Raw genomic sequence first — 25,744 nt, 5'->3', positions numbered from 1 at the left:
TCCTTCCCCCCATGGGTGACAGCGCTCAGGTCGCCGCGTCGGACGCCGTCGTCCTCTGGTCGGCGGCCCAGGAGGCGAGGAGGCGCAGCCCGTCGTGGGACGCGCTGCCGGGTTCGGCGTTCCACACGATGATGTGCTGGTCGGGGTCGGTGCCGCAGGTGAGCGTGTTCCAGTCGAGGGTCAGCTCGCCCACCACCGGGTGCCGTAGCTTTTTGACGCCCTTGCCTCGCATCGCGACGTCGTGTTCGGTCCACCACTGCCGGAACTGCGCGTCACGGGCGGAGAGCTCCTCGACCAGCGCGGTGAGCGGCTGGTCGTCGGGATAGCGCGCGCTCTCCATACGTAGTTGCGCGATGGCCAGCCGGGTCACCTCCTCCCAGTCGACGTACAGCTCCCGCATCCAGGGCTCGGTGAACAGCAGCCGGACGAACACACGCTCCGGCTCGGGATAGCGCCCGAAGTCGGTCCACAGGGCGGCGGCGAGCTGGTTCCAGCCGAGGATGTCGGTGTACCGGCCGATGACGAAGGCAGGGGAGGCGCTGAGGTCGTCCAGCATGCGCTGCAACTGCGGGTCCACCTGCTGGCGCTCGCGGTACGCGGACGGGCGCACCCTCTCCTTCGCCGCGAGGTCGAAGAGATAGGCCCGCTGGTCGTCGTTGAGTCGCAGCACATGGGCGATCTCGTCGAGCAGGGGAGCCGAGGCCTGGAGCCGGCCCTGTTCGATCCGCGTGTAGTACTCGGTGCTGATCGCGGCGAGGAGTGCCACCTCCTCACGGCGCAGCCCCTTCACACGCCGCCGTGGCCCGCCGCGGAGACCGACGTCGGAGGGGGTGAGCTCAGCACGACGCGCCTTGAGGAACTCACCCAGATCGTTCAGATGCGGGTTGCGGTTCATGACCTTCAGCCTGGCACAGACGCGGCATCTTGTGGGGGGTACGGATTCCTCCCCTGGCTGACCGGCCAGTGGGCGGCGACGGCCGGTGGCCCGGTGCGCGATCGCGCACCGGGCCACCGGCGGAGGCGTTTCCGGATCGTCAGCCCAGCGCCTTGACCAGCTCCTGCGCGAGGGGGACGGCCGAGTACGGGTTCTGGCCGGTGTAGAGGGTGCGGTCGACCTGGACGTGCGGGGTGAACGGGTCGGCCTCGCGGTAGTCGGCCTTGAGGTCGCCCACGAGACGGTCCTGCAGCAGCCACTTCGCGCGGTCCGCGAGACCGTTCTGCTTCTCCTCGGCGTTGGACAGGCCGGTCATGCGGTAGCCGGAGAAGGGGGACGTGCCGTCGGGGCCGATGGTGGCCAGCAGGGCCGCGGGGCCGTGGCAGACGAGGGAGACCGGCTTGCCGGAGGCGAGCCAGTCGGTGAGCAGCCGGCCGGAGGCGGCGTTGTCGGGCAGGTCCTCCATCGGACCCCAGCCGCCGGGGTAGAAGACGGCCACGTAGTCGTCGATCTCGACGTCCTCGATGCGCATCGGGTGCGCCAGCTCGGTGGCCTCCCGCAGTGCGGTGCGCATGCGCTCGGCGCCTTCCTCGCCTCCGTTGAACTCCGCGGTGAGGCTGAGCGCGTCCGCGGTCGGTGGCACACCGCCGGGGGTCGCCGCCGCGATGTCGTATCCGGCCTCCTTGAAGACCTGGTAGGGGCCGAGGGCCTCCTCGGCCCAGAAACCGGCGGGCTGGCGGGTTCCGTCGGCCAGCGTCCAGTGGTCGGACGCGGTGATCACGAAGAGGATCTTCGCCATGGGGGAGCTCCTGAAAGAGGGGAGGTCTGAGCGGGGGACGGTCAGCCCTTGAGGGCTTCCTGGAGGACGTGGCTGTCGGCGATCTGTCGCATGCGTACGGCCTGGCCGTCGCGGACGGTCCACAGGTGCAGGAACCGCACGTCGGCGGTGTTCCCGGTCCTCGTCTCGGCGTGGTAGTGGCCGTAGACGAAGACATGGCCCTCGTCGTCCGCGAAGAACTCCTCGGGCACCGCGCCGAAGGACTCGTAGTTCGGCATGGTCTTGCCGAAGAAGTCCGTGGCCACGCTGTCCCAGCCGTGGTAGACACCGCTGTTCGGGAAGCCGGGGGTGATGTCCCAGACGAAGTCCGCAGCCATCACCTCCTTGGTGACCTCGGGGGCCATCCGGGACTCGTAGACCCGGCGGATGAGGGCGAGGCTCGCGGAATCGGACATGGCGTACTCCTTGCGGGGGGTGGGTGAAGCGGAAAAAGGGTCCTGTGATCAGGCGGCGAGGGCGGCCAGCCCGGCGCGGAAGATCGCGGCCTGCCGCGCGACACGCGCACCGAGGTGCTCCGCGGTGGCGATGTCCGACGGGTGGACAGCCTCGGGGCCGGCGTCGGTCGGGCTCTGCGCGCCGGCGCCCAGGAAGAAGCCCAGCCGGTTGATGTCGTCCTCGCTGCCCTTGGTGGAGTCCCATCCCGGCAGCAGACCCAGGCTGATCCAGTGCATGCCGTGCTGGGCGGCCAGAGTGGCGAAGTACCCCAGGGTGGAGGACTTGTCGCCGCTCTTCGCCCCGGAGTTGGTGAAGCCCGCGGCGAGCTTGTCCACCCAGGCGTGCGGGAACCAGCGCTTGCTGCTGGCCTGGGCGAAGGTGTGGAAGGCCGCGGAGGCGGTGCCCATGTACGTCGCGGCACCGAAGATGATCGCGTCGGCGGCGTCCAGCTGTGCCCACTGCTCGTCGGTGATGGTGTCGACGGAGATCGAGACGACCTCGGCGCCGGCAGCCGTGGCACCACGCGCCACGGCTTCGGCGATGACGGCTGTGTGCCCGTAGCCCGAATGAAAGGCGATGGCGACGGTGGGCCGGCCGGGGTGGGACATGCTTCGTGCTCCTCGAATCATTTCTTCGGCGGGACTAAAGGACGGCGAAGAACTTCACCATTTTGGTGATCGCCTGGTCCATGTACTCGGGCACGTCGTACATGGCGATGTGTGTCGCGCCGTCGACGACGAACAGTTCCTTCGGCCCGTTGGAAAGCTCGTACGCCTGGTCGCTGAACACCTTTGTGTCGGCCTTGCTGCCCGCGATGAGGAGCAGCGGCTGGGTCAGGAGTTCCGGAATCTGGTCGAACGCCGAGAAGGCGTACATCTTGTCCATGCTGGTCAGCAGGAAACGGCCCTTGGAATGGGGATGCTGACCACGTGGAGTCCGGTAGTAGTCGTATCCCTCACGCAACAGGTCCGGCGTGTTGTCGTCGATCTCTTCCAGCGTCTCCGGGACGAAGGGAGCGTAGGCGGGTGCCGCCCCCCGTGCCTCCGCCGTGCGCTGCTGGGCGACCATCTCCAGGGTTTTGATCTGCTCGGCCACCGGGGACAGGTGCCCCAGGAAGCCCCGGGAGCCCTCGCCCATCGGGGCTGCGCTGACCGTGGCCACCGCCTTGAAGCGGCGTTCGGTCTGCGCCACGCTGATCGCGTAGCCGCCACCCGCGCAGATACCGAAGACACCCATGCGCTCGGCGTCGACGTACGGGAGGGTGGTGAGGAAGTCCGCGGCACAGCGGGCGTCCTCCACTCTGGTGGTGGGGTCCTCCAGGAGACGCGGTTCGCCGCCGCTTTCTCCCTGATAGGAGGAGTCGTAGACCACGGTGACGAATCCGTGGGCGGCCAGTCGCTTCGCGTACTGGCCGATGGTCTGCTCCTTCACGCCACCGGCCGGATGAATTCCGACCAGGGCCGGATACTTCTTTTCTTCGTCGAAGTCGTCCGGCAGGTGAAGGTGTCCCGCTATTTCTACTTCTTTGTTCCTGAAGGAAACGGTCTCGACCATGGCGCCTGTCCCCTTTTCTCGCCCGTGTTTCGCCGATTGGCGGTCCGCACACCATGATTCGCCGGTGCCGAGACGATGTCCACTCGCGATGGGGGGAAGAAACTGTCCCCTGGATATGAATTACCGGGCGAGTCCCCTTCGCATTCCTTGCGTTCCGACGGCGATCTGCACGGCAAGACGCCTGAGCAACTGTCGCGCATGAAGGCCATGGTCGCGCTGCCGAGGGCCGATGCCATCAGGGCGATGACTCCCGCGGTTCCGAGACGTCACGCACCATGTCCGAGCCCGTATTCGCCCGAACGCGCCTCGGCTCCGGTCCCGGCTTGCTCCTCGCCCACGGCGCCGGCACAGCAGCCTGGCCAACACCTTTGGCCCCGTCCTCGAAGGTCTCGCCGCACGCCACACCGTCGTCGGTGTCGACCATCCGGGCAGAGGTGAAACTCCGCGGACGGCCCCCGCTGTCGCTCGCCGACCAACTTGGTGGCCGCCGCCGACGCGGAGGGTCTCGACCGGTCCGCCGTACCGGCTACTCCCTCGGCGGCGCGGTCGCCATCCGTGCAGCCGCCCGCCATCCCGAGCGCGTCACCGCGCTCGTTCTGACCGCCGCCTTCGCACACCGTGACAACCGGCTCGCGCTTGCCTCCTCGGTCTGGAACAGGATCGCCGCCTCCGAAGACGGTGAACCGACGAGTGGCTCCGGCTCGACCACCGCCAGAAGGTGCGAAACCTGCGCCGCGACCCCCGTATCAGCATCTCGGTCTACGACCTCGCCAACCCCCATACGTACGTTGAGATCCGGGGAACCGCCGAGATCGTCCCGGACGAAGGCAAGCTCCTCCTGCGCGAGCTCTGGCGCAAGTACCTCGGCGTGGACCTGCCCGCCGCGAAGAACGGCGAGGACCGCGTGATCATCCGCGTCGTGCCGCGGAAGATTGTCGGTGTTCCGGCTTGAGCGAACCCGGGTCGTGCTGCTGAACGTCGGTTCCTGGTCGCGCCCCGGGCGGAGATCAGGCGGAGGCCGGGATGCCCAGTTCGCCGAGCAGACCCCGCACCCGCGCTTCGACGGCGTCGCGGATCGGCCGCACGGCCTCGACGCCCCGGCCCGCCGGGTCGTCGAGCTGCCAGTCCAGGTACCGCTTGCCGGGGAAGACGGGGCAGGCGTCGCCGCAGCCCATGGTGATTACCACGTCCGAGGACCGCACCGTCTCCGTGGTCAGGACCTTCGGGGTCTGGGCGGAGATGTCGATGCCGACCTCCCTCATCGCTTCTACGACTGCCGGGTTGACGGAGTCGGCGGGCGCGGAGCCCGCTGAGCGGACCTCGACGCGGTCTCCGGCGAGGTGGGTGAGGAAGGCGGCGCCCATCTGGGAGCGGCCGGCGTTGTGGACGCAGACGAACAGCACCGACGGGCGCATGGCGGGAGTGCTCATGGCGGGTGTCCTTCTCGGGGTGTGGTCAGGAGGTGGCGGGTTCGGGTTCGCTGAGCGGGTCCTCGATCGCGCCGCGTGCCGGAGCGGTGTGCGGACCGTGGACCGCCGTCACGACGGCGAGCCCGAGGGCGCCGCCGAGCAACTGCGCGGCGATGAAGGGGGCGACGGAGCCGGGCGCGATTCCGGCGAACGTGTCGGTGAAGGACCGGCCGATGGTCACCGCGGGGTTCGCGAACGAGGTGGAGGAGGTGAACCAGTAGGCGGCCCCGATGTAGCAGGCCACTGTGGCCGACGCCGGCGAGGCGCGGTCGATCCGGCCGAGGCCGAAGATCAGCAGGATGAGCCCGGCCGTGGCGACGAGCTCGCCGAGCCACAGATGGCCGGCGGACCGGTCGTGGGTGGAGAGCTTCACCAACGGCTTGGCGAACATCGCGTCGGACAGGACCGCCCCGCTGATTGCTCCCGCGATCTGGGCGGGCACGTACGCCGCGACGTCCCGCCAGGCGAGGCCGCCCGGGGTCCGGCGGCCGGTGAACCAGGCGGCCAGGGTCACGGCGGGGTTGAAGTGCGCGCCCGAGACCGGCCCGAACAGGGCGATCAGTACACCCAGGCCGAAGACGGTGGCCAGGGAGTTGGCGAGCAGCTGGACACCGCCATCATGGGACAGCTCAGTGGCCTGGATGCCGGAACCGACCACCACCGCCACCAGCAGCCCGGTGCCGATCGCCTCGGCGGCAACCCGACGGCCGAGCGGCGCGGTCACGCAGTGGCTCCGGCGGGCTGCGTGGTGGTCAGGAACGCGGCGAGCCGGTCCAGGAGGCCGGGCAGCGCCCAGTAGTACACCCAGGTCCCGCGGCGCTCGCAGTCGATGAGCCCGGCCTGTCGTAGCAGTTTGAGGTGGTGCGAGATCGTCGGTTGGGACAGGTCGAAGGCCGGGGTCAGCTCGCACACGCAGACCTCACCGCCCTCGCCCCGCGAGGCGATCATCGACATCAGCCGCAACCGGACCGGGTCGCCCAGCGCCTTGAAGACCTTCGCCAGGTCGGCCGCCTGGTCTTCGTCCAGCGGTGCGGCGGACAGGCCCGGGCAGCAGGCGGCGTCCTGGCCGATCACCTCAAGCTCTTGTTTCGACATGCCTCTATGTTGACGTTTTTCGATTCAAGGCGCAAGGTTGCATCAAAGAACGTCAATACAAGCCGTCCCGGGCACCGCCATGCCCGTCATTCAGGAGTGAAGACATGAGCGAGCTTTCCACCGACCTGCGCGAAACCGTCCGCCGGCGGTACGCCGCCGCAGCCGTGAAGGTCGCCGAGGGCGGCACCGCCTGCTGCGGGCCCGAGCCGGTCGAGGTCGACGAGAACTTCGGCTCCGCCCTCTACGCCGCCGACGACCGCGACGCCCTGCCCGCCGAAGCGGTGGCCGCCTCCCTCGGCTGCGGCAACCCCACCGCCGTCGCCGAACTCCACGAAGGCGAGCGCGTCCTGGACCTCGGATCCGGCGGCGGCATCGACGTGCTGCTCTCCGCCCGCCGCGTGGGCCCCACCGGCAAGGCGTACGGACTGGACATGACCGAGGAGATGCTCGCCCTTGCCCTGGCCAACGCCGCGAAGGCGGGCGCCGCCAACGTGGAATTCCTCAAGGGCACCATCGAAGCCGTCCCACTGCCCGCGGCCACGATCGACGTCGTCATCTCCAACTGCGTGATCAACCTGTCCACGGACAAGGACGCCGTCTTCGCCGAGACCTTCCGCGTCCTCAAGCCCGGCGGCCGGATCGGCGTCTCCGACGTCGTCGCCGACGACACCCTCACCCCCGACCAGCGGGCCGAGCGCGGCGACTACGTCGGCTGCATCGCCGGCGCTCTCTCCTTCGCCGAATACCGCGCCGGACTCGAAGCCGCCGGGTTCACGGACGTCGAGATCACCCCGACCCACCCGGTCGCCGACGGCATGCACTCCGCGATCGTCCGCGCGACGAAGCCGCTGACCGCCGAAAACGCCCGCCCGACCTCCGAGTCGAGTGATGCCTGCTGCGGCGTCGACGCCTGCTGTACGCCCGCCGAGACCTCCGTCGACGCCGCCCTCACGGTGACGCAGGCCAAGACCGCGTCAGGGTGCGGCTGCCAGGACTGAGGCAAGAACGGGGCGGCGTCTCGGGAGCTGCGCCACGGGTCGCGCGAGGGCGACGTCCACGGGCCACGAGACCGGCACCTTCGTACGGCCTGCCCTCACCTGGGCGAGAAGGCCTCGTGACGTACGGACCCGGTGAGACCCAGGGCTGTGAGATCCCGGGTGAAGGTGTGGACCAGGGCGGGCGGCCCGCAGAGGTACGCCGAGGCGTGCCGTCCGGCGGCGCCCTCGGCGAGAACACGTCGCGCCGTGAGGCGCCCGTCCCGCTCGGAGACGACCAGGTGCAGGTGCAGCCAGGGGAACACTCCTGCCGCCGCGGCGATCCCGTCGCGAAAGGGGCGCCTCGACGAGGCTCCTGACGGAGCTCAGAAAGGGCATGATGCCGATCCCGGCCGCGATCCAGATCTGCCGCTCGTCCGTGTGCCGGTGGTGGAGGTCCCCGCGGCTCATGGACCCAGGCCCGGGCCCCGGTGCCGATCCTGTCGTGCATGGCGAGGGTGCCGTCGCCGTTGGCCACGACGCCTGACCTGACGGCGATACCGTTGGCGGATGCAGTCGGAGATCCGGGCCGCCGCGATTCGGGGCATCGATCGCCTCATAGACAACCTCGGGGGCAACGGGGCGGCGCTGCTCGCCGAGTTCGGCGTCTCGCCCGGTGACCTGGATTCCGACCATGGACTGCTGCCGACCGTGACGGCCGGGCGGATCCTGCGCCGGGCCACCAAGACGCTGGACTGCCCCGATCTCGGGCTGCGCCTGGCGGCGTACCAGGACATGTCGATGCTCGGCCCGCTGGCCCTGGCGGTGGGGAACTGCGACACGGTCGGAGAGGGCGTGGACTGCGCGTCACGGTTCCTGTTCGTGCACAACCAGGGCATTCGCCTCTCGCGGGCGGACGATCCCGAGCGTTATGCGGGGGTCGGGGCCGTCGAGTACCGGATGCTGCATCCGGACATCCCCTACGAACCGCAGACGATCGACGCGGGGCTGGGCATGTTGCACCGCAATCTCATCACCATGAGCGGTGGATACGAGCTGCTCGGCGTCCATCTGCCCCATCCGCCGCTCACCGACGAGTCCGTGTACACCGAGTTCTTCGGCGCGCCGGTCCACTTCGACACCGGTCGCGCCCTGCTGAGGGTGCCCACGAAGCTCTTCGTCCAGCCGATGTCGACGCCGGTCAACCCCGAGCTGCGGCGCATGGTCGTGGAGTACCTGGAGGCGCACTACACCGATCCCCGCGAGGGCGTCGCGGCCGGCGTGCGGTCGGCGGTCAGCCGCGCTCTGGGCACGGTCCCGGCGCGGATCGAACTGGTCGCCGGGTGGCTCCACCTGCATCCGCGCACGCTGCAGCGGCGGCTGGCGCAGGAGGGCACCTCCTTCCAGGCGATCCTCGACGACGTACGCAAGACCGCCGCGCACCGGCGTCGACGCCGCGTACCGGGTGCAGTCGCAGTGCCCAGACCGGTCGTACGCCGTGCTGGAAGCCCGGGAGTCCCTGGGCGGCACGTGGGACCTGTTCCGGTATCCCGGGGTCCGGGCGGACTCCGACATCTACACGCTCAGTTTCCCCTTCCAGCCCTGGACCGGCGACAACTCCATGGCCGACGGCGACGAGATCCTCGACTACCTGCGGCGCACGGCGGAGGAGTTCGGCATCGACCGCCGCATCCACTGCGCCACGAAGGTGGTCGCGGCCGACTGGTCCGGTGAGGAAGCCCGTTGGACGGTGACCGTCGAGCGGAGCGACGGCGCCGACGAGCCGCGACGGTCCACCATGACGTGCGCCTTCCTCTACCTGTGCACCGGCTACTACGACCACGAGCGCGGGCACGACCCGCAGTTCCCGGGGACCGAGTCCTTCGCCGGGACGGTGGTGCACCCGCAGTTCTGGCCAGAGGGACTCGACTACGCGGGCAAGCGGGTCGTCGTGATCGGCAGCGGCGCGACCGCGATCACCGTGGTCCCCGCGATGGCCCGCGAGGCGGCGAAGGTGACCATGCTGCAGCGCACGCCGACCTGGATCGGCGCGCTGCCCCGCAAGGACCGGTTCGCGGCCCGGGTCCGGCGGAGGCTGCCCGCCGGGCTCGCGCACCGGGTCGTCAGGGCGCGCAACGCCGCCTACTCCAACGCCTTCTACCACTACTGCCGACGCTTCCCGGACCGGGCACGGGCGCTGCTGACCGGGGCCGCCGCGCGGCGGATCGGCGAGGAGGCGGTACGCGAGCACTTCACCCCGTCGTACGCGCCGTGGGACCAGCGGGTCTGCATCACGGCCGACGCGGACCTGTTCAAGGCGATCCAGCGCGAGGAGGTCGAGGTGGTCACCGATCACGTCGAGCGCTTCGTCGCCGAGGGCGTCCGGCTCACGTCGGGCAGGGTGCTGCCGGCCGACGTCGTGGTGACGGCGACCGGGCTGCGCATGCTGGCGTTCGGGCACATCGCGGTGAGCGTCGACGGCGAGCCGGTCGAGCCGGCCCGTCACCTGCTGTGGCGGGGCGCCATGCTCAGCGACGTACCGAACCTCGCGCTCTGCTTCGGCTACGTCAACCTGTCCTGGACGATGCGGGCGGACCTCACCGCGCGGCTGGTGTGCCGCGTCCTGAACCACATGCGCCGCGCCGACCTCGCGTCGGTCACCCCGCCCGCGGAGTCCGGCGTGCGGGAAGAGCCAATGATCGAGCTGGCGTCCGGCTACGTCCAGCGGGGCGTGCGGAGCTTCCCCCGGCAGGGCCACCGGGCCCCGTGGCGGATGCGGCAGACCTATCTCCTGGACTCCGCCGACATCGCGCGCGCCCGGCTCCGGCGCGAACTGCGCGGTGTGCCCCGCTCGTCGGTGCGCTCGGCCGGCGACAACGTCCGGACGGGAGGCTGACCATGGCGGATCTGCACGGAGTGTGCGACGAGCGCTTCGCGGAGGTGGCGGCCCGGTTGTCCGAGAACCTCGGCACGGGCGATGAACTCGGCGCCTCGGTCGCGGTCCTGGTCGACGGCGAGCCGGTGGTCGACCTGTGGGGCGGATGGGCCGACCCGGCCCGTACGGCGCCGTGGCGGCGCGACACGATCACCAACGTCTGGTCCTGCACCAAGACGGTCACGTCCCTGGCGGCGCTGCTGCTGGTGGAGCGAGGGCGGCTCGACGTCGACGCCCCGGTGGCCCGGTACTGGCCCGAGTTCGCCGCACGCGGCAAGGAGGGCGTGCTGGTGCGGCACGTGCTGTCGCACACCTCCGGCGTCTCGGGATGGGACCGCCCGGTGACCGTCGCCGACGTCCTCGACGTGCCGGCGTCCACGGCCCGGCTGGCCGCGCAGGCGCCGTGGTGGCCCCCGGGCACGTCGTCCGGCTACCACCTGCTCACCTACGGGCATCTGGTGGGCGAGTTGGTCCGGCGCATCGACGGGCGCACGCTGGGACACTTCGTCGCCGAGGAGATCACCGGTCCGCTGGGCGCCGACTTCCACATCGGTCTGGCGGACTCGGAGTCCGCCAGGGTCGCCGCGGTCGTACCGCCGCCGTTGCGGTCGAGCGATCTCGCCGGAGCCGATCCGAACGGGGTGGCCATGAAGACCTTCACCGGTCCTCTGGGCGGTGCCGACGCGTCGTGGCGTCCGGAGTGGCGCCGCGCGGAGATCGGTGCCGCCAACGGCCATGGGAACGCCCGGTCGTTGGCCCGGATCCAGTCCGTCATCGCCTGCGGGGGCACGCTCGACGGCGTGAAGCTGCTGTCGCCGCGGACCATCGACCTGATCTTCCGTGAGCAGACCGACGGGCCGGACCTGGTGCTCGGGGCGCATCTGCGCTTCGGCGTCGGGTTCGGACTGCCGTCCCCGGCCGTGCCGTACCTCCCGCCGGGACGGCTCTGCTTCTGGACCGGATGGGGCGGATCGGTGGTCGTGATCGACACCGAACGCCGGGCGGTGATCTCGTACGTAATGAACAGCATGGGCACCGGGCTGCTCGGCAGCGAGCGCACCGCCCAGTACGTCGAGTCCGCCTTCGCGGCCCTGGACTGACGCGCCGACCCCGCGGTGATCGGTGTGACCGACGCCGAGGGCGAGGCCCCGCAGACTTCTGCCACAATTATGACGACTGTTATAGCGAGAGAGGTGCACCCCATGAGCGAGCACGTAGTGCTGGTGGCGACGATCATCGCGAAGCCGGGCCAGGAGGAGCTCGTCGAGAAGACGTTCAAGGCGGCGATACCCGCCGTGCACGCCGAACCCGGCTGCCTGCTGTACGCGCTGCACCGCAAGGCGGGCACCACCGGTGAGTTCGTGATGATCGAGAAGTGGGCCTCGCAGGAGGCGCTGGGCGCGCACATGAAGGGTGCCGCGATGCGCGAGATCGGCACCGCCCTGGCGCAGGCCCTGGCGGGCCCCCCGGACGCGCTCTTCCTGGAGGCGCTCCCCGCCGGCAGCCCGGACTCCGGCGCCATCTGACCGCACACGGGCAGCGGGCCGAGGGTCATGCCGCTCGACCCGCCCCCCACGCAACTGAGGAGCATGCCCATGAAGAGCCTGATGTTCGTCGCCCCGGGACAGCTGCGCTTCGACGAGGTCGACGCCCCCGTCATCGTCGAGGGCGCGGACGCGCTGGTGCGCCCGCTCGCGGCGACGACGTGCGATCTCGACCACCATGTCATCGACGACAAGACGCCGTTCTCCGGATTCGGCCCGTTCCCGCTCGGCCACGAGTGCGTGGGCACGGTCGTCGAGGTCGGCCCCGACTGCACGGACGTCGCGGTCGGTGACGTCGTCGGTGTCGCCTGGCACATCGCGTGCGGCACCTGCGCGCAGTGCGGGCTCGGACACACCGCCCGCTGTCTCCGGCACGGCGACGCCCAGTACGGCCTTCCGGTGAACGGGGCCTGGGGCGGCTGCTTCGACGAACTCATCCGCGTCCCCTACGCCGACTTCAACCTCGCCAAGCTGCCCGTCGGCGTCGACCCCGTGCATCTGGCGTCGATCGGCGACAACCTCGCCCTCGGCTGGGAGACGGTGATGCCGACCGTCGCCGGGATCACCGACCCGAAGATCGCCGTCTTCGGCGGCACCGGCTCCATCGGCCTGTACTGCGTCGACGTCGCGGTCCACTGCGCGAACGCCCACACCGTCTACTACGACGACGACCCGGTCAGGATGAAGGTCGCCGAGCAGCTCGGGGCGGAAGTCCACGACGTGGGCGGCAAGCGCGAGAAGGACTTCCACCTCGCCGTGGACGCCAGCTGCGACCCCGAGCGCCTGCGCAAGGCGCTGCTGTCGGTCATGCCCGAGGGACACGTCAACAGCGTCGGCATCTACTTCGACGAGGTCCAGCTCCCGCTGCTCTCGCTCTACCAGCGCGGGGTCCACTTCCACAACGGCAAGGGACACGCGCGGCCGAACATGACACCGACCCTGGAGGCGGTGGCCGCCGGCACGCTCCACCCCGAACTGGTCACCAGCGGAATCCATTCCTGGGAGGAGATCCCCGACGTACTGACCTCCGGGCACGCCGGCCACAAGCCGATCTTCGTGCTGGAGAAGTGAGGCACGGGGCCACCGGTCCCTCGTGGTGCGGGGCCCGGTCGGACCGGGCCCCGTCCCGCGTCCCCGACGTCCTGTCCGAGACAGCGCGTGGGCCACGGGTTGCGCGCCCTGGTCGACGCCACCTTCCGCACCCGGCCCCGCCGGAGACCCTGCCCCGCGTGGCGGCCGGAGTCCGCGCGCTCACCGGGCAGTTGAGCGGTCGGCGCCACGCGCGTGCGGAGATCCCGTCGGTGCACGAGTTCCCCGGAGGGGTGCGGATGCGCAGCCCGGTCACGGGTGCCGGCAGCCCACTGGCCCCACCCCGGCGCGTCACGCCGACCGGCGGGGGAGTGGAGGGAACCTGTGTCCTCGGCATCGCCCACGAAGGACCGCCCGGCTACGGACACGGAGGCATGAGCGCCATGCTCCTCGACGAACTGATGCGCAGGGCCTGCGCCGCTGCCGGCACGCGGGGGATGACCGTCTCCCTGCGGATGCGCTGTCACCGTTGGGCACCGGACGTGCTGTGACGGGTCGGGACCGGCAGCGGTGGGAGCACGGGGTGATGGTTGGCGTCGAGCAGGAATTCGATTGATCCGAGGACGAGCGCGTACCCGGACGGCTCCGGCCCTCCCGTCGCACGGGCCGCCTGGCGCAGCGCGTCGCCGAGTCCGAACCTGAAGCGGGAGCAGACGCCCGAGGACGTCGCACACCTGATCGCCTTCCTCGCCTCCGACGAGGCCTCCTTCATCACCGGCCAGGTCCACCTCGTCGACGGCGGCCTGATCCGCCGCCGACCCCGTCAGACTGGCGCGCCTCCTTGGGGAAGCGCGCCCGCGCCCGGCTTACGGAAATGCCCGCCCGCCTCTTTCCCCTCGGGCCGGAGTGATGTCCATCCAGGATCTTGCGAGGTTATCCCCGGCCTCAGCCGGTGAACCGGATCGATGCGGAGTTCGCGGCGCTGCGCCACTTCGCGCTCACTACGATCCGCAGTTGGACCGAATACCCCGCCAGGGCGGCCCGACCCGGCCCTACGATCTTCACATGAGTGACCGGAACCCGACGGCCGACGAGCTGCAGACGGCCCGGCTGTCGCTACGGCGTCCGACCGAGGCCGATATCGATGCGATCTTCGCAATCCACCATGATCCCGAGACCTGCCTGCACAACCCCTCCGATGCGCTCGCCCGGCCCGACGAGGCCGGGGAGCTGTATCGACGCTGGATCGAGCAGTGGCAGCGATACGGATACGGGTACTGGGTCGTCCGCCGCCACGGCTCCGATCAACAAGTGGGCTTCTGCGGGATCAAGTTCATGGAACTGCACGGCATGAAGGTCCTCAACCTCTTCTATCGCTTCGCCACCTCGGCCTGGGGCCAGGGCTACGCCGGCGAAGCCGCCACCGCGGTGACCACCTGGGCATCCCGCCATGTCCCCGACCTGCCGCTGATCGCCCGCGTCCGGCCGGCCAACACCGCTTCCCAGCGCGTGGCGATCCGCGCCGGCCTGACTCGAGCGGAGCACCTCGACGGCACCGGATACGACGGCCACGACTGGATCTACGCAGCGAATCTGCCGAACTGAGGCGGCGTCCCTCCCGCCCCGGCATCACCGCAGGCGTCTTCCCTCCCACGTTCTCAGCCGAGTGCCTGTTGCGAGAGTATGCGGTGGTGATCCGCCACGACCCCGAGATGCAGGCTCTGTTCCGCCGCTATTGTGCCCCCGCGCGCCGCTATCTGAAGCTGGGCGGAGCGGTACTTCGTATGCCGCGCGAGGAGTACGAGCCGTTCGTTCATGCCCTGGCCGCTGACGCGAAGGCTGTCTCCGACGCCGAACTCACCACCCTCTTCGAAGGCAGCTGGCGCGAGCGGCGCACCGCGGCATGGCTCGCCGCCGTCTCGCGCCGAGACTACTTCCGCGAGCGTCTGGGAGCGCTGCTGCTCGAGAGCGAGGTCTGCTGCGCGGGCGGGGCCTACTGCGTGGCGCTGGCAAGTTTCGGCACCGCACGGGACGCCGACCTGCTCGCCGCTTACCTGGACCGCTACCTGCGCCGGCCCGACCTGGCCTACGACCAGCCGACAGCCATGGGCGCCCTGGCCTACACCGACTCCGTCCTGCACGGCGACCGGGCCAGCCGCCTCCTCCAAGAGGGCGGCCTGTGGCGGCAGTGGTTTCAGGACGCGCCCCACATGCGCGGCGATGACGGCATCTCCCCCTACCTGGGCGGCATCCGCCGCGCCTGCGCCATCATCGACGAATGCGCCGACACCTGATTCCATTGGCCATTTTCAGTTCAAAAGGCTTGGCTCAGATGCTGGCGGCGAGGGCGTGGAGGCCTGGGCAAGCCGTCCTGTCGAACGGCGTCGAGCCAATCGGGCGGACCCTGCGGCAGGATCCGCCCTCGGGACCGAATTGCCTTCAGACGGCGCCTGAGCAGCTGGCCCACTTCGCTTGCAGCGGCTCCAGCTTGCTCCGCACACTGATGTCCGCTCTCAGCGTCTCTTCGACCTCCAAGGCCATGACCGGTCCATCAGCCTGCCGCACCGCAGCGAGGCTTCGCTGAAGTTCGAACCGTGATCAACGGGGCGGCAAGGAAGCCAGAGAGAGGTCCCACTGGTCAGCCGCGTGAAGCAGCGCCGCGGTGTCCAGCCTGACCTCCACGACGTACTGGTAGATGTCAGCCCCGTCGTCACCTTGTTGCCACGGGGGTGCCGCCTCCAAGGACAGATGAACGCGAATCACCGCGCTCCCGCCCTCGGTTCGACCGGCGAGACTGAAAGCCACGACCGGCTCGATGAACCACGTGTCCGGCGACAGCACACCTTCGGCATCAGGTTCGGTGACGGTCACCGTCCCCGCGGCCACCGCGCGAAGCCACGCGGACACCTGGCGGGCCTCACCGGTGAGCAAACGGGGGGGACCTTGGTCACTTTCACCGGCACCGACCTGGCCGGCACCACAGCCGTGATGTTCGGTACCAGGCCGGCAGGCAGGTTCACCCAGGTTTCACCGACCGAGGTCACCGCGGTGTCCCCGCCGGGCACCGGCACCGTCGGGGTGATGCTGACCACGGCCGGAGGTACCAGCAACCCGGCGCCGTTCCACTACGTCGGGCCACCGTTCCTGTGTTCCTTGAGCGCCGCCTCCGGCCCACTGGCGGGCGGGGGAGTCGTCACCCTCTATGGAACCGAACTGTCCGCCGCCACCAGTGTGCGCTTCGGTACCCATACCGTCGTGCCGACAGTCGTCACCGACCGCCAACTCACCGCGCCCGTGCCGGCCGGGGCTGCAACCGGCCTGGTCACCGTTACCGTCACCACAGCCGGTGGCACCAGCAACACCGCGACCTACGCCTATGTCGGCGCCCCCACCGTCACCACTCTTTCTCCCACGCTCGGCTCCCCGTCCGGCGGCACCGCCTTCACCATCACCGGGACGAACCTGACGGGCGCTCAGTGACCTTCAACGCGGCCCGCCACCGGCGTCACGGTCAACGCGGCGGGAACGTCCCTGACCGGCATCACTCCTGTCACGCCACCGGCCACCCCGCCTCGGCGTTCGGTCCGGGAGCAACGGCTCGCTCCGCGCCCACTGCGCATCAGTGCCGTCCGGCCAGGAAGCCTTCTACTGGACGCAGCACCGTTGCCATCCGCGGGCGCCCGGACCCCGGCGACGACCCGAAGGACGTCGACGCCTTCCGAAGTGTCGGTCGCAAGCCGTGACGCCTGCCCTACCGTGGAGTGTCGACCGCCGCGGCCAATCGCTGGAACTCCTCGTAGACGCCGTTGGCCCAGAAGTCGACGGTCTGCGTCATGGCGATCGCGGTCAGGTCGCGGTGTGGGTCGTTGAACCAGCTGGTGCCGTAGCCACCCTCCCAGCCGTAGCGGCCCGGCTGCGAGACCTCGTCGGGTGTGACGCTGACGGCCATGCCGTACCCCCAGCCGCGACCGGTGAGCGGGAAGGGGCCGGCATCGGCGAGCTGCCGCGGCGTCAGGTGGTTCATGGTCAGCAGCCGGATCGATTCGGCCGAAAGCAGGCGCCGGCCATGGTGGACGCCCTGGTTGAGTAGGAACCGGCTGAATGCCAGGTAGTCGTCGATGGTTGAGGCCAGCCCTGCGGCACCGGAGGGAAACGCGGGCGGCTGGGTCCACTCCTCCGGCCGCGAGTAGGGCTGGAGCTCCAACTGTCCCGTCTGCGGGTTTGCCCTGTACACGCCGGGCAACCGCGAGGCGTCGGCACGTGACAGCGAGAACCCTGTGTGGTTCATGCCCAGCGGCCGGAAGACACGCTTGCGGAGAAGCCTCTCCAGCGGTTCCCGCGCGGCCCGGGCGATCAGCACGCCGAGCACGAGGGCGCCGGTGTTGTACTGCCACCGCTGGCCGGGCTGGTACATCAGGGGCAGGTGCCGTACCGCCGCATCCACTCGTCCGGGTCGTGCGGTGTGCGCGGGTCCGGCTGGTCCATCACCAGCTGTAGTTCGTTGGCGGCTGTGATGATCGGGTACGGCGGCTGGAAGCTGGGTTCGAAGAACATGCCGCGGCCCATGCGGAAGGTCAGCAGATCTTCGACCGTGATCGGGCGCGCCGCCGGCACAGTTTGGTCGAGCGGTCCGTCGATCCGGGTGAGCACCCGCCGGTTGGCCAGCTCGGGCAGCAGCCGGTCGACCGGCTCGTCCAGTGCCAGCCGGCCCTCCTCTACCAGCATCATCGTGGCTGCCGCGATGATCGGCTTGGTCATCGAGGCCATCCGGAACGGCGTGCTCCGTCGCATTGGCTCGTGGCCATCCAGCGTCAAGGTGCCGATCGTCTCGACGTGCAGCAGGCCGCGGTGCGCGATGAGGTAGACGATGCCGGGCAGCTCGCGCCGCGCGACGCGGGCCGCCATCGCCTCGTGCAGCCGCGCGAGTCCGGCCCGCCACGACCCGCTGGTGCCGGCCGACGCCGTCGCCACCGGACCGCCCGGCACCACACCAGCGGTCAACGCGGACGCGCCGATCGCCGCCGCACCCGCCAGCACTGTTTGGACACCGGGACGGCCGAAGAGCGCATCCGCTGGCAGAACCGGCGGCTGGAACAGGCCATCCGAACCGGCGGCCCGGGCCGCGCCGCGGGCGTCCCGGCGCCGTCACCGGGCATGTCCGCCCGGGCCCGGGCCCGGGCCCCGGCGGGTGGGCCGCCCAGCGGTGTGGCTTGAATTGGCTAAAGACAGTCCGTGATCTCTCGGCTACGCTGACTGCGCACTCGATCAGGTCCCTGGGGCCGCGTCCCACCCTGCGTCCGCCGTCACCTGCGGCGCGGGTTGCTGGTTTGTTCTCGCAGCATCCGACGGGCTTTCGAGGAGAGGTCACAGATGCCCAACTCCTTTTCTCGTTTCCTCAATGACGAGGAACTGAAGAAGGTGCGCGATCTCTACATGGAGGCGCTTCAGGACGTCGAGGAGGACGAGGCCGAGGAACCGCCGGAGAAGCCGACCGGTTCCGGCACCGCCCAGACCGCCACCGAGGTCTGACTCTGTGAGCCCATCCGCCCCCCACATCCTCCCGCATGCGGCTCGCGGACAGGACCGTACGGTACGAGGACATCGGGGCGGTGACGTAGCGGACCGGGGCGCGCCTGAGCGGCCCGGTGGTGCACTGCTGCCCGCCGAACCGCACCGACCAGCCGCGCCTGGACGTGTCGCCGGGGGCACCGCGGTGCCCGCAGCCGTCACCTCATAGGCCAGGACTGGGGCGGCCGCCCCTGCCGCATGCCCCGACCACCGCTGGATCCCCGACCTGGCGACGGAGGTTCGACTGCATGACCGCCCTCGATGTGTGGACGCCCGATGCCCTGCGTCGGCTGGAGCCGGAGGATCTGCCCGACGTAGCAGCGCGGGTGCGCGAACTGCTCGTCAGCAGTGTTTCCGCCAGCGGCGGCCACCTCGGATCGAACCTGGGCGTCGTCGAGTTGACGATCGCGCTGCACCGGGCCTTCCGCAGTCCCGAGGACGTCATCTTGTGGGACACCGGTCACCAGGCGTATGTGCACAAGATGGTGACCGGGCGGGCCCCGGCCTTCGGGTCGCTGCGCGAGCTGGACGGGCTGTCCGGGTACCCCAGTCGGGCCGAGAGCCCGCACGACTGGGTGGAGAACTCGCACGCCGGCACGTCCCTGTCCTACGCCGCCGGGCTCGCCACCGCCTTCGCGGCCCGCCCGGCCGACCGTCACCGGCGGGTGGTGACCGTGACCGGCGACGGCTCGCTCACCACGGGCATGGCGCTGGAGGCGCTTAATGACATCGGTGACCGCGGCCTGGACGTCACCATCGTGCTGAACGACAACAACCGCAGCTACGCACCCACCACCGGCGCGCTGGCGCGGCACCTGCGGAACTCCCGGCCGGGTGCGGCGCCCGGCGTCTTCGAGGCGCTGGGTTTCCGCTGTCTGGGACCCGTCGACGGGCACGACCTGGGCGCGCTGGAGAAGGTCCTGGCCGAGGCCGGCGCCGAGCGCGGCCCCCTGCTGGTGCACGTCAGGACCCAGAAGGGCCGGGGCTACCGGCCCGCCCTCGACGACCGCACCGAGCACATGCACGGCGTCGGTCCCTTCGACGCCGACACCGGCCGCCAGCACACGCTGCCGCGGGGCCGGGTGCCGGCCGGTTCGGTGCTGGGCCCGTGCCTGGTGGAACTCGCCGTCGAGGACCCGGACCTGGTGGTGATCACCCCCGCCATGGGCGGCCCGTCGGGACTCGACGTCTTCCGGGAGCGCTACCCCGACCGTTTCCACGACGTCGGGATCGCCGAGCAGCACGCCGCGGGACTCGCCGCCGGACTGGCCATGGCGGGGCGCCACCCGGTGCTGTCCATCCACTCCTCCTTCCTCAACCGGGCGCAGGACCAGCTGCTGTTCGACATCGGGCTGCACCGGCTGCCGGTCGTGGTGGTCGTCGACCGGGCTGGGATCACCGGCGGCGACGGGGCCTCCCACCACGGTCTCGGGGACGTGGCGCTGCTGCGCCAGATACCCGGGATGGCGATAGCGACCCCGTCGACCGCCGCCGAGATGCGCGGTCTGCTGCGGACCGCGGTGCGGCATCCGGGACCCGTCGCCATCCGCTACGGGAAGGCGATCGACGACCCCGGGCCGACGCGGAGCGGCGACACCGCGGCCGGACCCGGCGACGATCTGACGGCTTGGCAGGTCGAGTCGGCCCCCGGTGGCGTGCTGGTCGTCGGCGCCGGCGACCTGCTGCCCTGCGCCACCGAGGTGGCCGCCAGGCTCCGCGCGGCCGGGGTGCCCGCCGGGTCGGCCAACGCCCGCTGGATCGAGCCGCTCGACGCGCGGCTGCCCGACCTGGCCGGGGAACACCGGATGGTCGCGGTGATCGAGGACCACTGGAGCCGCGGCGGTCTCGGCGCCGCGGTGCGCGAGTGCCTCGCCGATAAGGACGTCGATACCCCGGTACGTGTGTTCGCGGTGGCCCACGACTTCCTGCCGCACGGCTCCGTGCCGGACCTGCGGGCCGTCTGCGGGCTCACCCCTGACCAGATCACCGCCGCCGTGCTGACCCGCTGGAGGGCGCTCGCGGCGGGCGGCGGCCCCCGCGCCCGGACGTGAGGTCGCCCGAGAGCCGGCACCGGTGGGCCGACCCGTGACCTGCACCTGCACCGGAACAGCACGCGGCACCTCGCAGACTCCGTCTCCTCCTGACCGTCCCCCGACGGGAGAGCCTCGATGACCTCCTGCCTGCCTCCGCCGCCCTTCACGACGCTTACCGAGCGGCTGCGCGCCCATGCCCGGAACAGTCCCGACAAGATCGCCTTCCGCTTCCTGGGCGACGGCGAGAACGTCACGGACTCCCTGACGTACTCCCAACTGGACGCGGCGGCGCGGGCGTCAGCCGCACGGCTGGAGGCGCTGGGGGAACCGGGCAGCAGGGCCGTGCTCGCCCACACGCCCGGACTGGCCTTCGTCGTCGACCTGCTCGGCTGCTGGTACGCGGGGTTCGTCGCGGTACCCGTCTATCCGCCGGTCGGGCGGCGGGAGATCGACACCGCCCGGGACATCGCCGCCGCGACCCGGCCTGTGGCCGTTCTCACCGATCTGCCCTGGGCCATGGAGGAGATCACGGCCAGGACGCCCGATGCCGTGGTGCTGGGCCCGCTGGAGCGTGCCGAGCAGGCGCCGGACGGCTGGAGCGCGCCCGTCGTCGACGCCGAAGCGCCCGCGCTGCTCCAGTTCACCTCGGGCTCCACCGGCACCCCGCGCGGGGTCATCGTCAGCCACCGCCAACTGGCCACGAACCAGGCGCGGATGGCGGAGACCTACGGACAGGACGGGCACAGCGTCGTGGTCAGCTGGCTTCCGCTGTACCACGACATGGGCCTCATCGGCTCGGTGCTCCACCCGCTCCACCTGGGAGCCACCTGCGTCCTGCTCTCGCCCCTGTCCTTCCTGGAGAGCCCGGTCCGCTGGCTGCGGGCCCTGTCCGGCTTCGGCGGGACGATCAGCGCGGCGCCGAACTTCGCCTACGAGCTGGCGGTGCGCAAGGTCGGGCAGGACGACCTCGCCGCGCTGGACCTGACGGCCTGGCGTACCGCCATCAACGGCGGCGAGCCGGTACGCGCGGACACCGTCGCCTCCTTCGCCGCGCACTTCGCCGCGGCCGGATTCCGGCCCGCCGCGATGACGCCCAGCTACGGACTGGCGGAGAGCACCCTGCTGGTCTCGGCCGAGAACTCCGCCGACGCGCCCGGCACGGCGCCGGTCCCCGGCGGCGACGGGGAGACCGCGGTCAGCTGCGGCGCACCGCCCGACACGCTGCTGATCGTCGGGGCGGACGGCAGCGCGGTCCCCGACGGGGAGCTGGGCGAGATCTGGATCAACGCCGCCGACCCGAGCATCGGCGCCGGGTACTGGGAGCAGCCCGAGGCCAGTTCCGAGCTGTTCGCGGCCCGCACGGCGGACGGCGGCGGACCGTATCTGCGCACCGGGGACCTCGGTTTCCTGGCGGACGGCCGGCTGCACGTCGCCGGGCGTTCGAAGGACGTCATCGTGGTGCGCGGGCGCAACCACTTCCCGCAGGACATCGAGTCGACGGTCGAGCAGTCGTCCGCGGCGATCAGGAAGGGCTGCGTGGCAGCCTTCGCGGTCGGCGAGCAGCTGGTCGTGGTGGCCGAGGTGCGGGGCGCGGTCGGCCTGGACGTGCTGCCCGCGGTCCGCGCCGACGTGGCCCGTCGGCACGGTCTGCGCCTGGACCGCCTGGTCCTGGTCCGCCGAGGCACCATTCCCAAGACGTCCAGCGGCAAGATCCGCCGCCGTGCCTGCCGGGACGCCTACCGTTCCGGCGCCCTCCAGGTGCTGTCGCCGCAGGAGGGGGCGGCCCCGGTGGGCGGGGCCGCGGTGCCGGCCGACGGGCCGGACCCGGAGCTGCTGGCCCTGCTGGGCGAGGTGCTCGGCGTGCCGGACGCCACCGTCCTCACGAGCGGCCTGGCGCTGGCGGAGCTGGGGATGGACTCGCTGCGTTCGGTCCAGCTCCAGCACGCCCTGCAGGAGCGGTTCGGGCGCACCGTCCCGCTGGAGGAGTTGCTGCACGACGCCACGGTGGGCGGCCTGGCGGAGGCGTTGCGCACCGGTGCCGGTCAGGACGCCTCCCCCCGTCAGGACGGGGTCGGCGGGGAGTCCGCGCCCACAGCCTCGGCCGGCCAGCAGGCCCTGTGGTTCCTTGAGCACTCCTCGGCCGGCGAGTCCCGCTACGCCCTGACGCGCGCCGCGCGGCTGCGCGGCGGCGTGGACACCGACCTGCTGGCCCGCGCGGTGCGCGAGGTGACGGGGCGCCACGAGGCGCTGCGGGCGCGGTGGACGATGACCGGCGGTCGGGTGACCGCCCACCCGGACGGCGCGCCCGTCCCCGAACTGGTCGTGCTCGACACCTCCGCCGACGGCCTCGACGCGCTGCTGGCCGCGCGCGCCGCCGACCCGCTCGACCCGGAGGACGGGCCGCTGGTCCGGATCACCCTGATCCGGCCGGAGGGACAGGACCCCGTCCTCCTGCTGGCGGTCCACCACATCGCCGCCGACCTGTGGTCGCTCGGGCTGCTGCTCGCCCAGCTCGGCGAGCGCTACCGCCAACTGGCGGACGGCGCCGCCGGCGCCCTGGCGCGGGCCCCCGGCATGTCCGAGGTGGTCGCGGCCGAGCACCGGCTGCTGACCGGGCCCGAGGGCGAACGGATGCGGGGCGAGTGGATCGAGCTGCTGGCCGACGGCCCGGACGGCGATCTGCGGCTGCCCCTGGACCGGCCGCGGCCGGCCGCGCGCACCTGGTCCGGCGACCTGCTCCGGCTGCCGTTCGGTGCCGCGCTGAGCGAACAGGTCAGGGCCACCGCCCGCCGCCTCGGCACCACGCCCTTCGTGGTGCTGCTCAGCTGCTACGCGGTCGTGCTGGCGCGGCTGTCCGGCGAGCGCCGGCTGGTGGTGGGTGTGCCCACCGCCGTGCGCCCCGACGCCCGCTCCGGCCAGGTGGTCGGCTACTGCGTGAACACCCTGCCGGTGCCGCTGGACGTACCGGCGGAGGGGTCGTTCGCCGGGCTGGCCCGTGACACCGCCGCCCGGTTCCGGCGGGCCCTGGCCGCCCGGCAGTATCCGCTGCCGCACATCGCCGCTGCGGTGCGGCCCACCCGGGACGCCGCGCGCAGCCCGCTGTTCGCCACCATGTTCGGCTGGACCTCGACACCGCCGGGCGCCCCGGACGGCCTGTCCGCACTCGCGGAGGAGATACCCGGCCGTACCTGCCGGGTTGGCGCTCTGGTGCTGGAGGCCGTACCGCTGCCGCACACCACCGTACTGGCCGACCTCGATGTCAGCGTCGCGGAGTCTGACGGCGAATTGACCCTGGTGCTGCGGTACGCCACCGAGGTGCTGGACGAGGGCACCGCGGAGGAACTGGGCGGGCGGCTGCTGCGGGTGGCCGCGACGGCGGTGGCGCAGGAGGAGGTGCCGATCGCCCGCCTCACCGTCCTGTCGGAGGAAGAGCGCGCGCGCTTGGCGGAGGTCACAGTGGGCCGCGGCCCCCAACCCGACCCGTCGCGCACCATGGCCGACTACTTCGCGGAGAGCTGCGCCGCCCACCCCGGCGCCCCGGCGCTGGTCTCGTCCGCCGGCACGGTCAGCTATGCCGAGCTGGCCGCCGAGGTCGCCGAGGCGGCGGCCCGGCTGGCCGGCGCCGCGGGTTCCGGCGCGGGGGCTCCGGTCGGCCTGCTGCTGCCGCCCGAGCCGCGGTTCGTCACCGCTGCGCTGGCCGCCCTCACCGCAGGCTGCGGCCTCGTGCCGCTGCTGCCCGCCTTCCCCGACGAGCGGCTGCGCTTCGTCGCCTCCGACGCGGGTGTCGCCGCGGTCCTCACCGACCGGGCCCATGCGGCGCGCGCGGCGCGGCTGGCCCCGGGCCGGCCGGTGGTCGTGCTCGACGAGCCGGCGCCGCCGCCGGCCGTGCCCGTCCAGGGCCCGCCGGGCGCCGACGCGACGGCCTACGTGGTCCACACCTCGGGCACCACCGGCACTCCGAAGGGTGTGCCGATCACCCACGCCAACGTGCTGCCGCTGCTGCTGTGGCAGCGTGAACGCTTCGGCCTCGGCCCCGGTACCCGGCTCCCGCAGACCCTGTCGCTGAGCTTCGACTTCGGTCTGCAGGAAGTGTTCACCACCGTGCTGTTCGGTGCCGCCCTCCACTTCCCCGACCAGGACGAACGGCTGTCCGCCCCCGCGTACGCCCGGTTCGTCCGGCGGGAGCGGCTGACCATCCTCTACCTGACGCCGACCTTCGCCGCCGAACTGGCCGCCGCGGGCGTGGAGATGCCCTCGGTACGCACCGTGGTACTCGGCGGCGAGATGCTGACCTACGAGGCGCTGCGGGCGCTGACCGCGCTGGTGGCGCCGGACGCGGTCTTCGTCAACGGCTACGGGCCGACCGAGGCGAGCATCAACTGCTCGATGCGCTTCATCACCGCGCAGGAGGCGGGCGTCGGCAGCGGCGTCGTGCCGGTGGGGCCGCCGACCGGCCGTTCGCGGGTCGACGTCCTCGACCCCTGGGACGACCCGACCGCGCCGGGCGGCTTCGGCGAGGTCGTCATCGGCGGACCGGGGGTGGCCGCGGGCTACCTCAACCGGCCCGCGGCGGCAGGGGGCTTCACCACCGGGGCGGACGGCTCGCGCCGCTACCGTACCGGCGACCTCGGCAGCCTCCGGCCCGACGGTGACCTGGTCCTGCTCGGCCGCCTGGACGACCAGGTCAAGATCCGCGGGTTCCGGGTAGAGCCGGAAGAGGTGCGGTCCGTTCTGCTGCGGCACCCGGACGTCCTGGACGCCGTCGTGGTGGTCGAGGGGGACGGCAACCGGCGGCGGCTGGCCGCGGCCGTGGTGCCGCAGCCCGGCTCCGGCGTCCACGCCCTGCGCGGCTGGGCGGCCGACCACCTGCCCGCGCACGAGGTACCCACCCGGATCGTCCCGCTCGAAGCGCTCCCGCGTACCGCGCACGGCAAGCTCGACCGGGCCAGACTCGACGAGAGCCTGGCGGCGGCCGACCCCGCGCCGGTACGCGGAGAGCTGCCCACCCGGGCCGTGGAGCGCCGGGTCGCGGAGGTCTGGCGGGAGGTGCTGGACGTCCCGCGTGTCGGGACCCACGACAACTTCTTCGACCTGGGCGGGCATTCGCTCCTGGTGGCGCCGCTGGTCTCCCGCCTCGAAGGGGAACTGGGCCTCTCGGGGCTGCCGTTGATGCTGATCTTCGAGTTCCCCACGGTCGCCGAACTGGCGGCTCGTCTGGAGAGCCTGCTCACCACCGGGCCTGTGGACGACACGGACCGCCCGGTGGTCACCGGCCGCACCCGTCGGCGCGGCGCCCAGCACATCCGGATCACCTTCGGCTGATCCCCCCGTCCCTT

26 protein-coding genes and 2 pseudogenes are annotated in these 25,744 nt (G+C 71.5%); 16 read left to right on the top strand and 12 right to left on the bottom strand.

From position 1 onward, the window contains the following. Positions 1-25: 25 nt before the first annotated feature. From OG852_RS02980 to OG852_RS02960, 5 genes are all read right to left on the bottom strand, one after another. On the bottom strand, positions 26-895 hold the full coding sequence (locus OG852_RS02980; RefSeq protein ID WP_330346968.1) for a helix-turn-helix domain-containing protein: 870 nt from the start codon (positions 893-895) through the stop codon (positions 26-28). Positions 896-1,034: 139 nt separating this feature from the next. Next, on the bottom strand, positions 1,035-1,733 hold the full coding sequence (locus OG852_RS02975) for a type 1 glutamine amidotransferase domain-containing protein (RefSeq protein WP_330346967.1): 699 nt from the start codon (positions 1,731-1,733) through the stop codon (positions 1,035-1,037). 41 nt (positions 1,734-1,774) lie between these two features. After that, complete coding sequence (locus OG852_RS02970; protein WP_133916906.1) at positions 1,775-2,167, bottom strand: nuclear transport factor 2 family protein; 393 nt, start codon at positions 2,165-2,167, stop codon at positions 1,775-1,777. Positions 2,168-2,215: 48 nt separating this feature from the next. Further along, positions 2,216-2,815: a flavodoxin family protein gene (locus OG852_RS02965; RefSeq protein ID WP_330346966.1), complete on the bottom strand. Its 600-nt coding sequence runs from the start codon at positions 2,813-2,815 to the stop codon at positions 2,216-2,218. A 34-nt stretch (positions 2,816-2,849) separates the two neighbouring features. Continuing rightward, entirely contained in the window at positions 2,850-3,761 is a 912-nt protein-coding gene (locus OG852_RS02960) for an alpha/beta hydrolase (protein WP_330346965.1), read from the bottom strand. Between the two features lie 275 nt (positions 3,762-4,036). Here OG852_RS02960 and OG852_RS02955 point away from each other — a divergent pair. Both OG852_RS02955 and OG852_RS02950 read left to right on the top strand, forming a co-directional pair. Then, positions 4,037-4,348, top strand: a pseudogene (locus OG852_RS02955) (alpha/beta fold hydrolase); the annotation flags it as partial. Between the two features lie 131 nt (positions 4,349-4,479). Then, entirely contained in the window at positions 4,480-4,713 is a 234-nt protein-coding gene (locus OG852_RS02950; RefSeq protein WP_330346964.1) for a pyridoxamine 5'-phosphate oxidase family protein, read from the top strand. A gap of 55 nt (positions 4,714-4,768) precedes the next feature. On the opposite strand, the gene OG852_RS02945 is transcribed toward OG852_RS02950, so the two are convergent. The 3 genes from OG852_RS02945 to OG852_RS02935 are packed head-to-tail and all read right to left on the bottom strand — an operon-like array spanning position 4,769 to position 6,325. Continuing rightward, positions 4,769-5,191: an arsenate reductase ArsC gene (locus tag OG852_RS02945; protein WP_330346963.1), complete on the bottom strand. Its 423-nt coding sequence runs from the start codon at positions 5,189-5,191 to the stop codon at positions 4,769-4,771. A gap of 25 nt (positions 5,192-5,216) precedes the next feature. Next, positions 5,217-5,954: an aquaporin gene (locus OG852_RS02940; protein WP_208117337.1), complete on the bottom strand. Its 738-nt coding sequence runs from the start codon at positions 5,952-5,954 to the stop codon at positions 5,217-5,219. Further along, positions 5,951-6,325, bottom strand: coding sequence for an ArsR/SmtB family transcription factor (locus OG852_RS02935; protein ID WP_133916523.1), 375 nt, complete (start codon positions 6,323-6,325; stop codon positions 5,951-5,953). Before OG852_RS02935 ends, OG852_RS02940 begins: the two co-directional genes overlap by 4 nt. Positions 6,326-6,429: 104 nt before the next feature. On the opposite strand from OG852_RS02935, the gene arsM reads away from it, so the two are divergent. Next, positions 6,430-7,323 (top strand): arsenite methyltransferase, encoded by an 894-nt coding sequence (gene arsM / locus OG852_RS02930; protein ID WP_330346962.1) that lies wholly within the window; start codon positions 6,430-6,432, stop codon positions 7,321-7,323. A gap of 95 nt (positions 7,324-7,418) precedes the next feature. On the opposite strand, the gene OG852_RS02925 is transcribed toward arsM, so the two are convergent. Further along, entirely contained in the window at positions 7,419-7,625 is a 207-nt protein-coding gene (locus OG852_RS02925; protein WP_330346961.1) for a hypothetical protein, read from the bottom strand. A 244-nt stretch (positions 7,626-7,869) separates the two neighbouring features. On the opposite strand from OG852_RS02925, the gene OG852_RS02920 reads away from it, so the two are divergent. The 9 genes from OG852_RS02920 to OG852_RS02880 all read left to right on the top strand — a co-directional run bounded on the left by OG852_RS02920 (position 7,870) and on the right by OG852_RS02880 (position 15,101). Further along, positions 7,870-9,033 carry an AraC family transcriptional regulator gene (locus OG852_RS02920; protein WP_330346960.1) on the top strand — a complete coding sequence of 388 codons (1,164 nt, stop codon included), beginning with the start codon at positions 7,870-7,872 and terminating at the stop codon, positions 9,031-9,033. After that, entirely contained in the window at positions 8,921-10,195 is a 1,275-nt protein-coding gene (locus tag OG852_RS02915; protein WP_330346959.1) for a flavin-containing monooxygenase, read from the top strand. Before OG852_RS02920 ends, OG852_RS02915 begins: the two co-directional genes overlap by 113 nt. A 2-nt stretch (positions 10,196-10,197) precedes the next feature. Next, complete coding sequence (locus OG852_RS02910; RefSeq protein WP_133916527.1) at positions 10,198-11,334, top strand: serine hydrolase domain-containing protein; 1,137 nt, start codon at positions 10,198-10,200, stop codon at positions 11,332-11,334. A gap of 102 nt (positions 11,335-11,436) precedes the next feature. Then, the gene (locus OG852_RS02905; protein WP_330346958.1) at positions 11,437-11,760 is read left to right on the top strand and encodes a putative quinol monooxygenase; all 324 of its coding nucleotides are present in this window, start codon (positions 11,437-11,439) and stop codon (positions 11,758-11,760) included. Between the two features lie 69 nt (positions 11,761-11,829). Beyond that, on the top strand, positions 11,830-12,849 hold the full coding sequence (locus OG852_RS02900; protein ID WP_330346957.1) for a zinc-dependent alcohol dehydrogenase: 1,020 nt from the start codon (positions 11,830-11,832) through the stop codon (positions 12,847-12,849). 158 nt (positions 12,850-13,007) lie between these two features. Then, entirely contained in the window at positions 13,008-13,358 is a 351-nt protein-coding gene (locus OG852_RS02895) for a hypothetical protein (RefSeq protein WP_330346956.1), read from the top strand. A 39-nt stretch (positions 13,359-13,397) separates the two neighbouring features. Continuing rightward, a complete protein-coding gene (locus OG852_RS02890; RefSeq protein ID WP_330346955.1) occupies positions 13,398-13,763 on the top strand; it encodes an SDR family oxidoreductase in 366 nt (121 codons plus the stop codon). Positions 13,764-13,872: 109 nt separating this feature from the next. Then, positions 13,873-14,412, top strand: coding sequence for a GNAT family N-acetyltransferase (locus tag OG852_RS02885; RefSeq protein ID WP_330346954.1), 540 nt, complete (start codon positions 13,873-13,875; stop codon positions 14,410-14,412). Positions 14,413-14,519: 107 nt separating this feature from the next. After that, positions 14,520-15,101, top strand: a complete 582-nt coding sequence (locus OG852_RS02880) for a DUF6000 family protein (RefSeq protein WP_330351384.1) — start codon at positions 14,520-14,522, stop codon at positions 15,099-15,101. 304 nt (positions 15,102-15,405) lie between these two features. Here OG852_RS02880 and OG852_RS02875 read toward each other — a convergent pair. Further along, a pseudogene (locus OG852_RS02875) lies at positions 15,406-15,744 on the bottom strand (WapI family immunity protein); the annotation flags it as partial. A 6-nt stretch (positions 15,745-15,750) separates the two neighbouring features. On the opposite strand from OG852_RS02875, the gene OG852_RS02870 reads away from it, so the two are divergent. Next, complete coding sequence (locus OG852_RS02870) at positions 15,751-16,287, top strand: IPT/TIG domain-containing protein (RefSeq protein WP_330346953.1); 537 nt, start codon at positions 15,751-15,753, stop codon at positions 16,285-16,287. 271 nt (positions 16,288-16,558) lie between these two features. Here OG852_RS02870 and OG852_RS02865 read toward each other — a convergent pair whose 3' ends face one another. Together OG852_RS02865 and OG852_RS02860 are read right to left on the bottom strand one after the other, a co-directional pair. Beyond that, entirely contained in the window at positions 16,559-17,221 is a 663-nt protein-coding gene (locus OG852_RS02865; protein ID WP_330346952.1) for a serine hydrolase domain-containing protein, read from the bottom strand. Beyond that, positions 17,221-17,844, bottom strand: coding sequence for a serine hydrolase domain-containing protein (locus tag OG852_RS02860; protein ID WP_330346951.1), 624 nt, complete (start codon positions 17,842-17,844; stop codon positions 17,221-17,223). Before OG852_RS02860 ends, OG852_RS02865 begins: the two co-directional genes overlap by 1 nt. Before the next feature lie 333 nt (positions 17,845-18,177). Here OG852_RS02860 and OG852_RS02855 point away from each other — a divergent pair, with 333 nt between their 5' ends. From OG852_RS02855 to OG852_RS02845, 3 genes are all read left to right on the top strand, one after another. Then, positions 18,178-18,336 carry a hypothetical protein gene (locus OG852_RS02855; protein WP_166663712.1) on the top strand — a complete coding sequence of 53 codons (159 nt, stop codon included), beginning with the start codon at positions 18,178-18,180 and terminating at the stop codon, positions 18,334-18,336. Between the two features lie 287 nt (positions 18,337-18,623). Then, positions 18,624-20,426: a 1-deoxy-D-xylulose-5-phosphate synthase gene (locus tag OG852_RS02850; protein ID WP_330346950.1), complete on the top strand. Its 1,803-nt coding sequence runs from the start codon at positions 18,624-18,626 to the stop codon at positions 20,424-20,426. Positions 20,427-20,543: 117 nt separating this feature from the next. Further along, a complete protein-coding gene (locus OG852_RS02845) occupies positions 20,544-25,730 on the top strand; it encodes an amino acid adenylation domain-containing protein (RefSeq protein WP_330346949.1) in 5,187 nt (1,728 codons plus the stop codon). Positions 25,731-25,744 lie beyond the last annotated feature (14 nt).

This window comes from Streptomyces sp. NBC_00582, from assembly GCF_036345155.1.
Classification (GTDB): domain Bacteria; phylum Actinomycetota; class Actinomycetes; order Streptomycetales; family Streptomycetaceae; genus Streptomyces.
The sequence above is the reverse complement of the archived record's forward strand: the minus strand, read 5'-3'. Positions and strand labels throughout refer to the sequence as shown.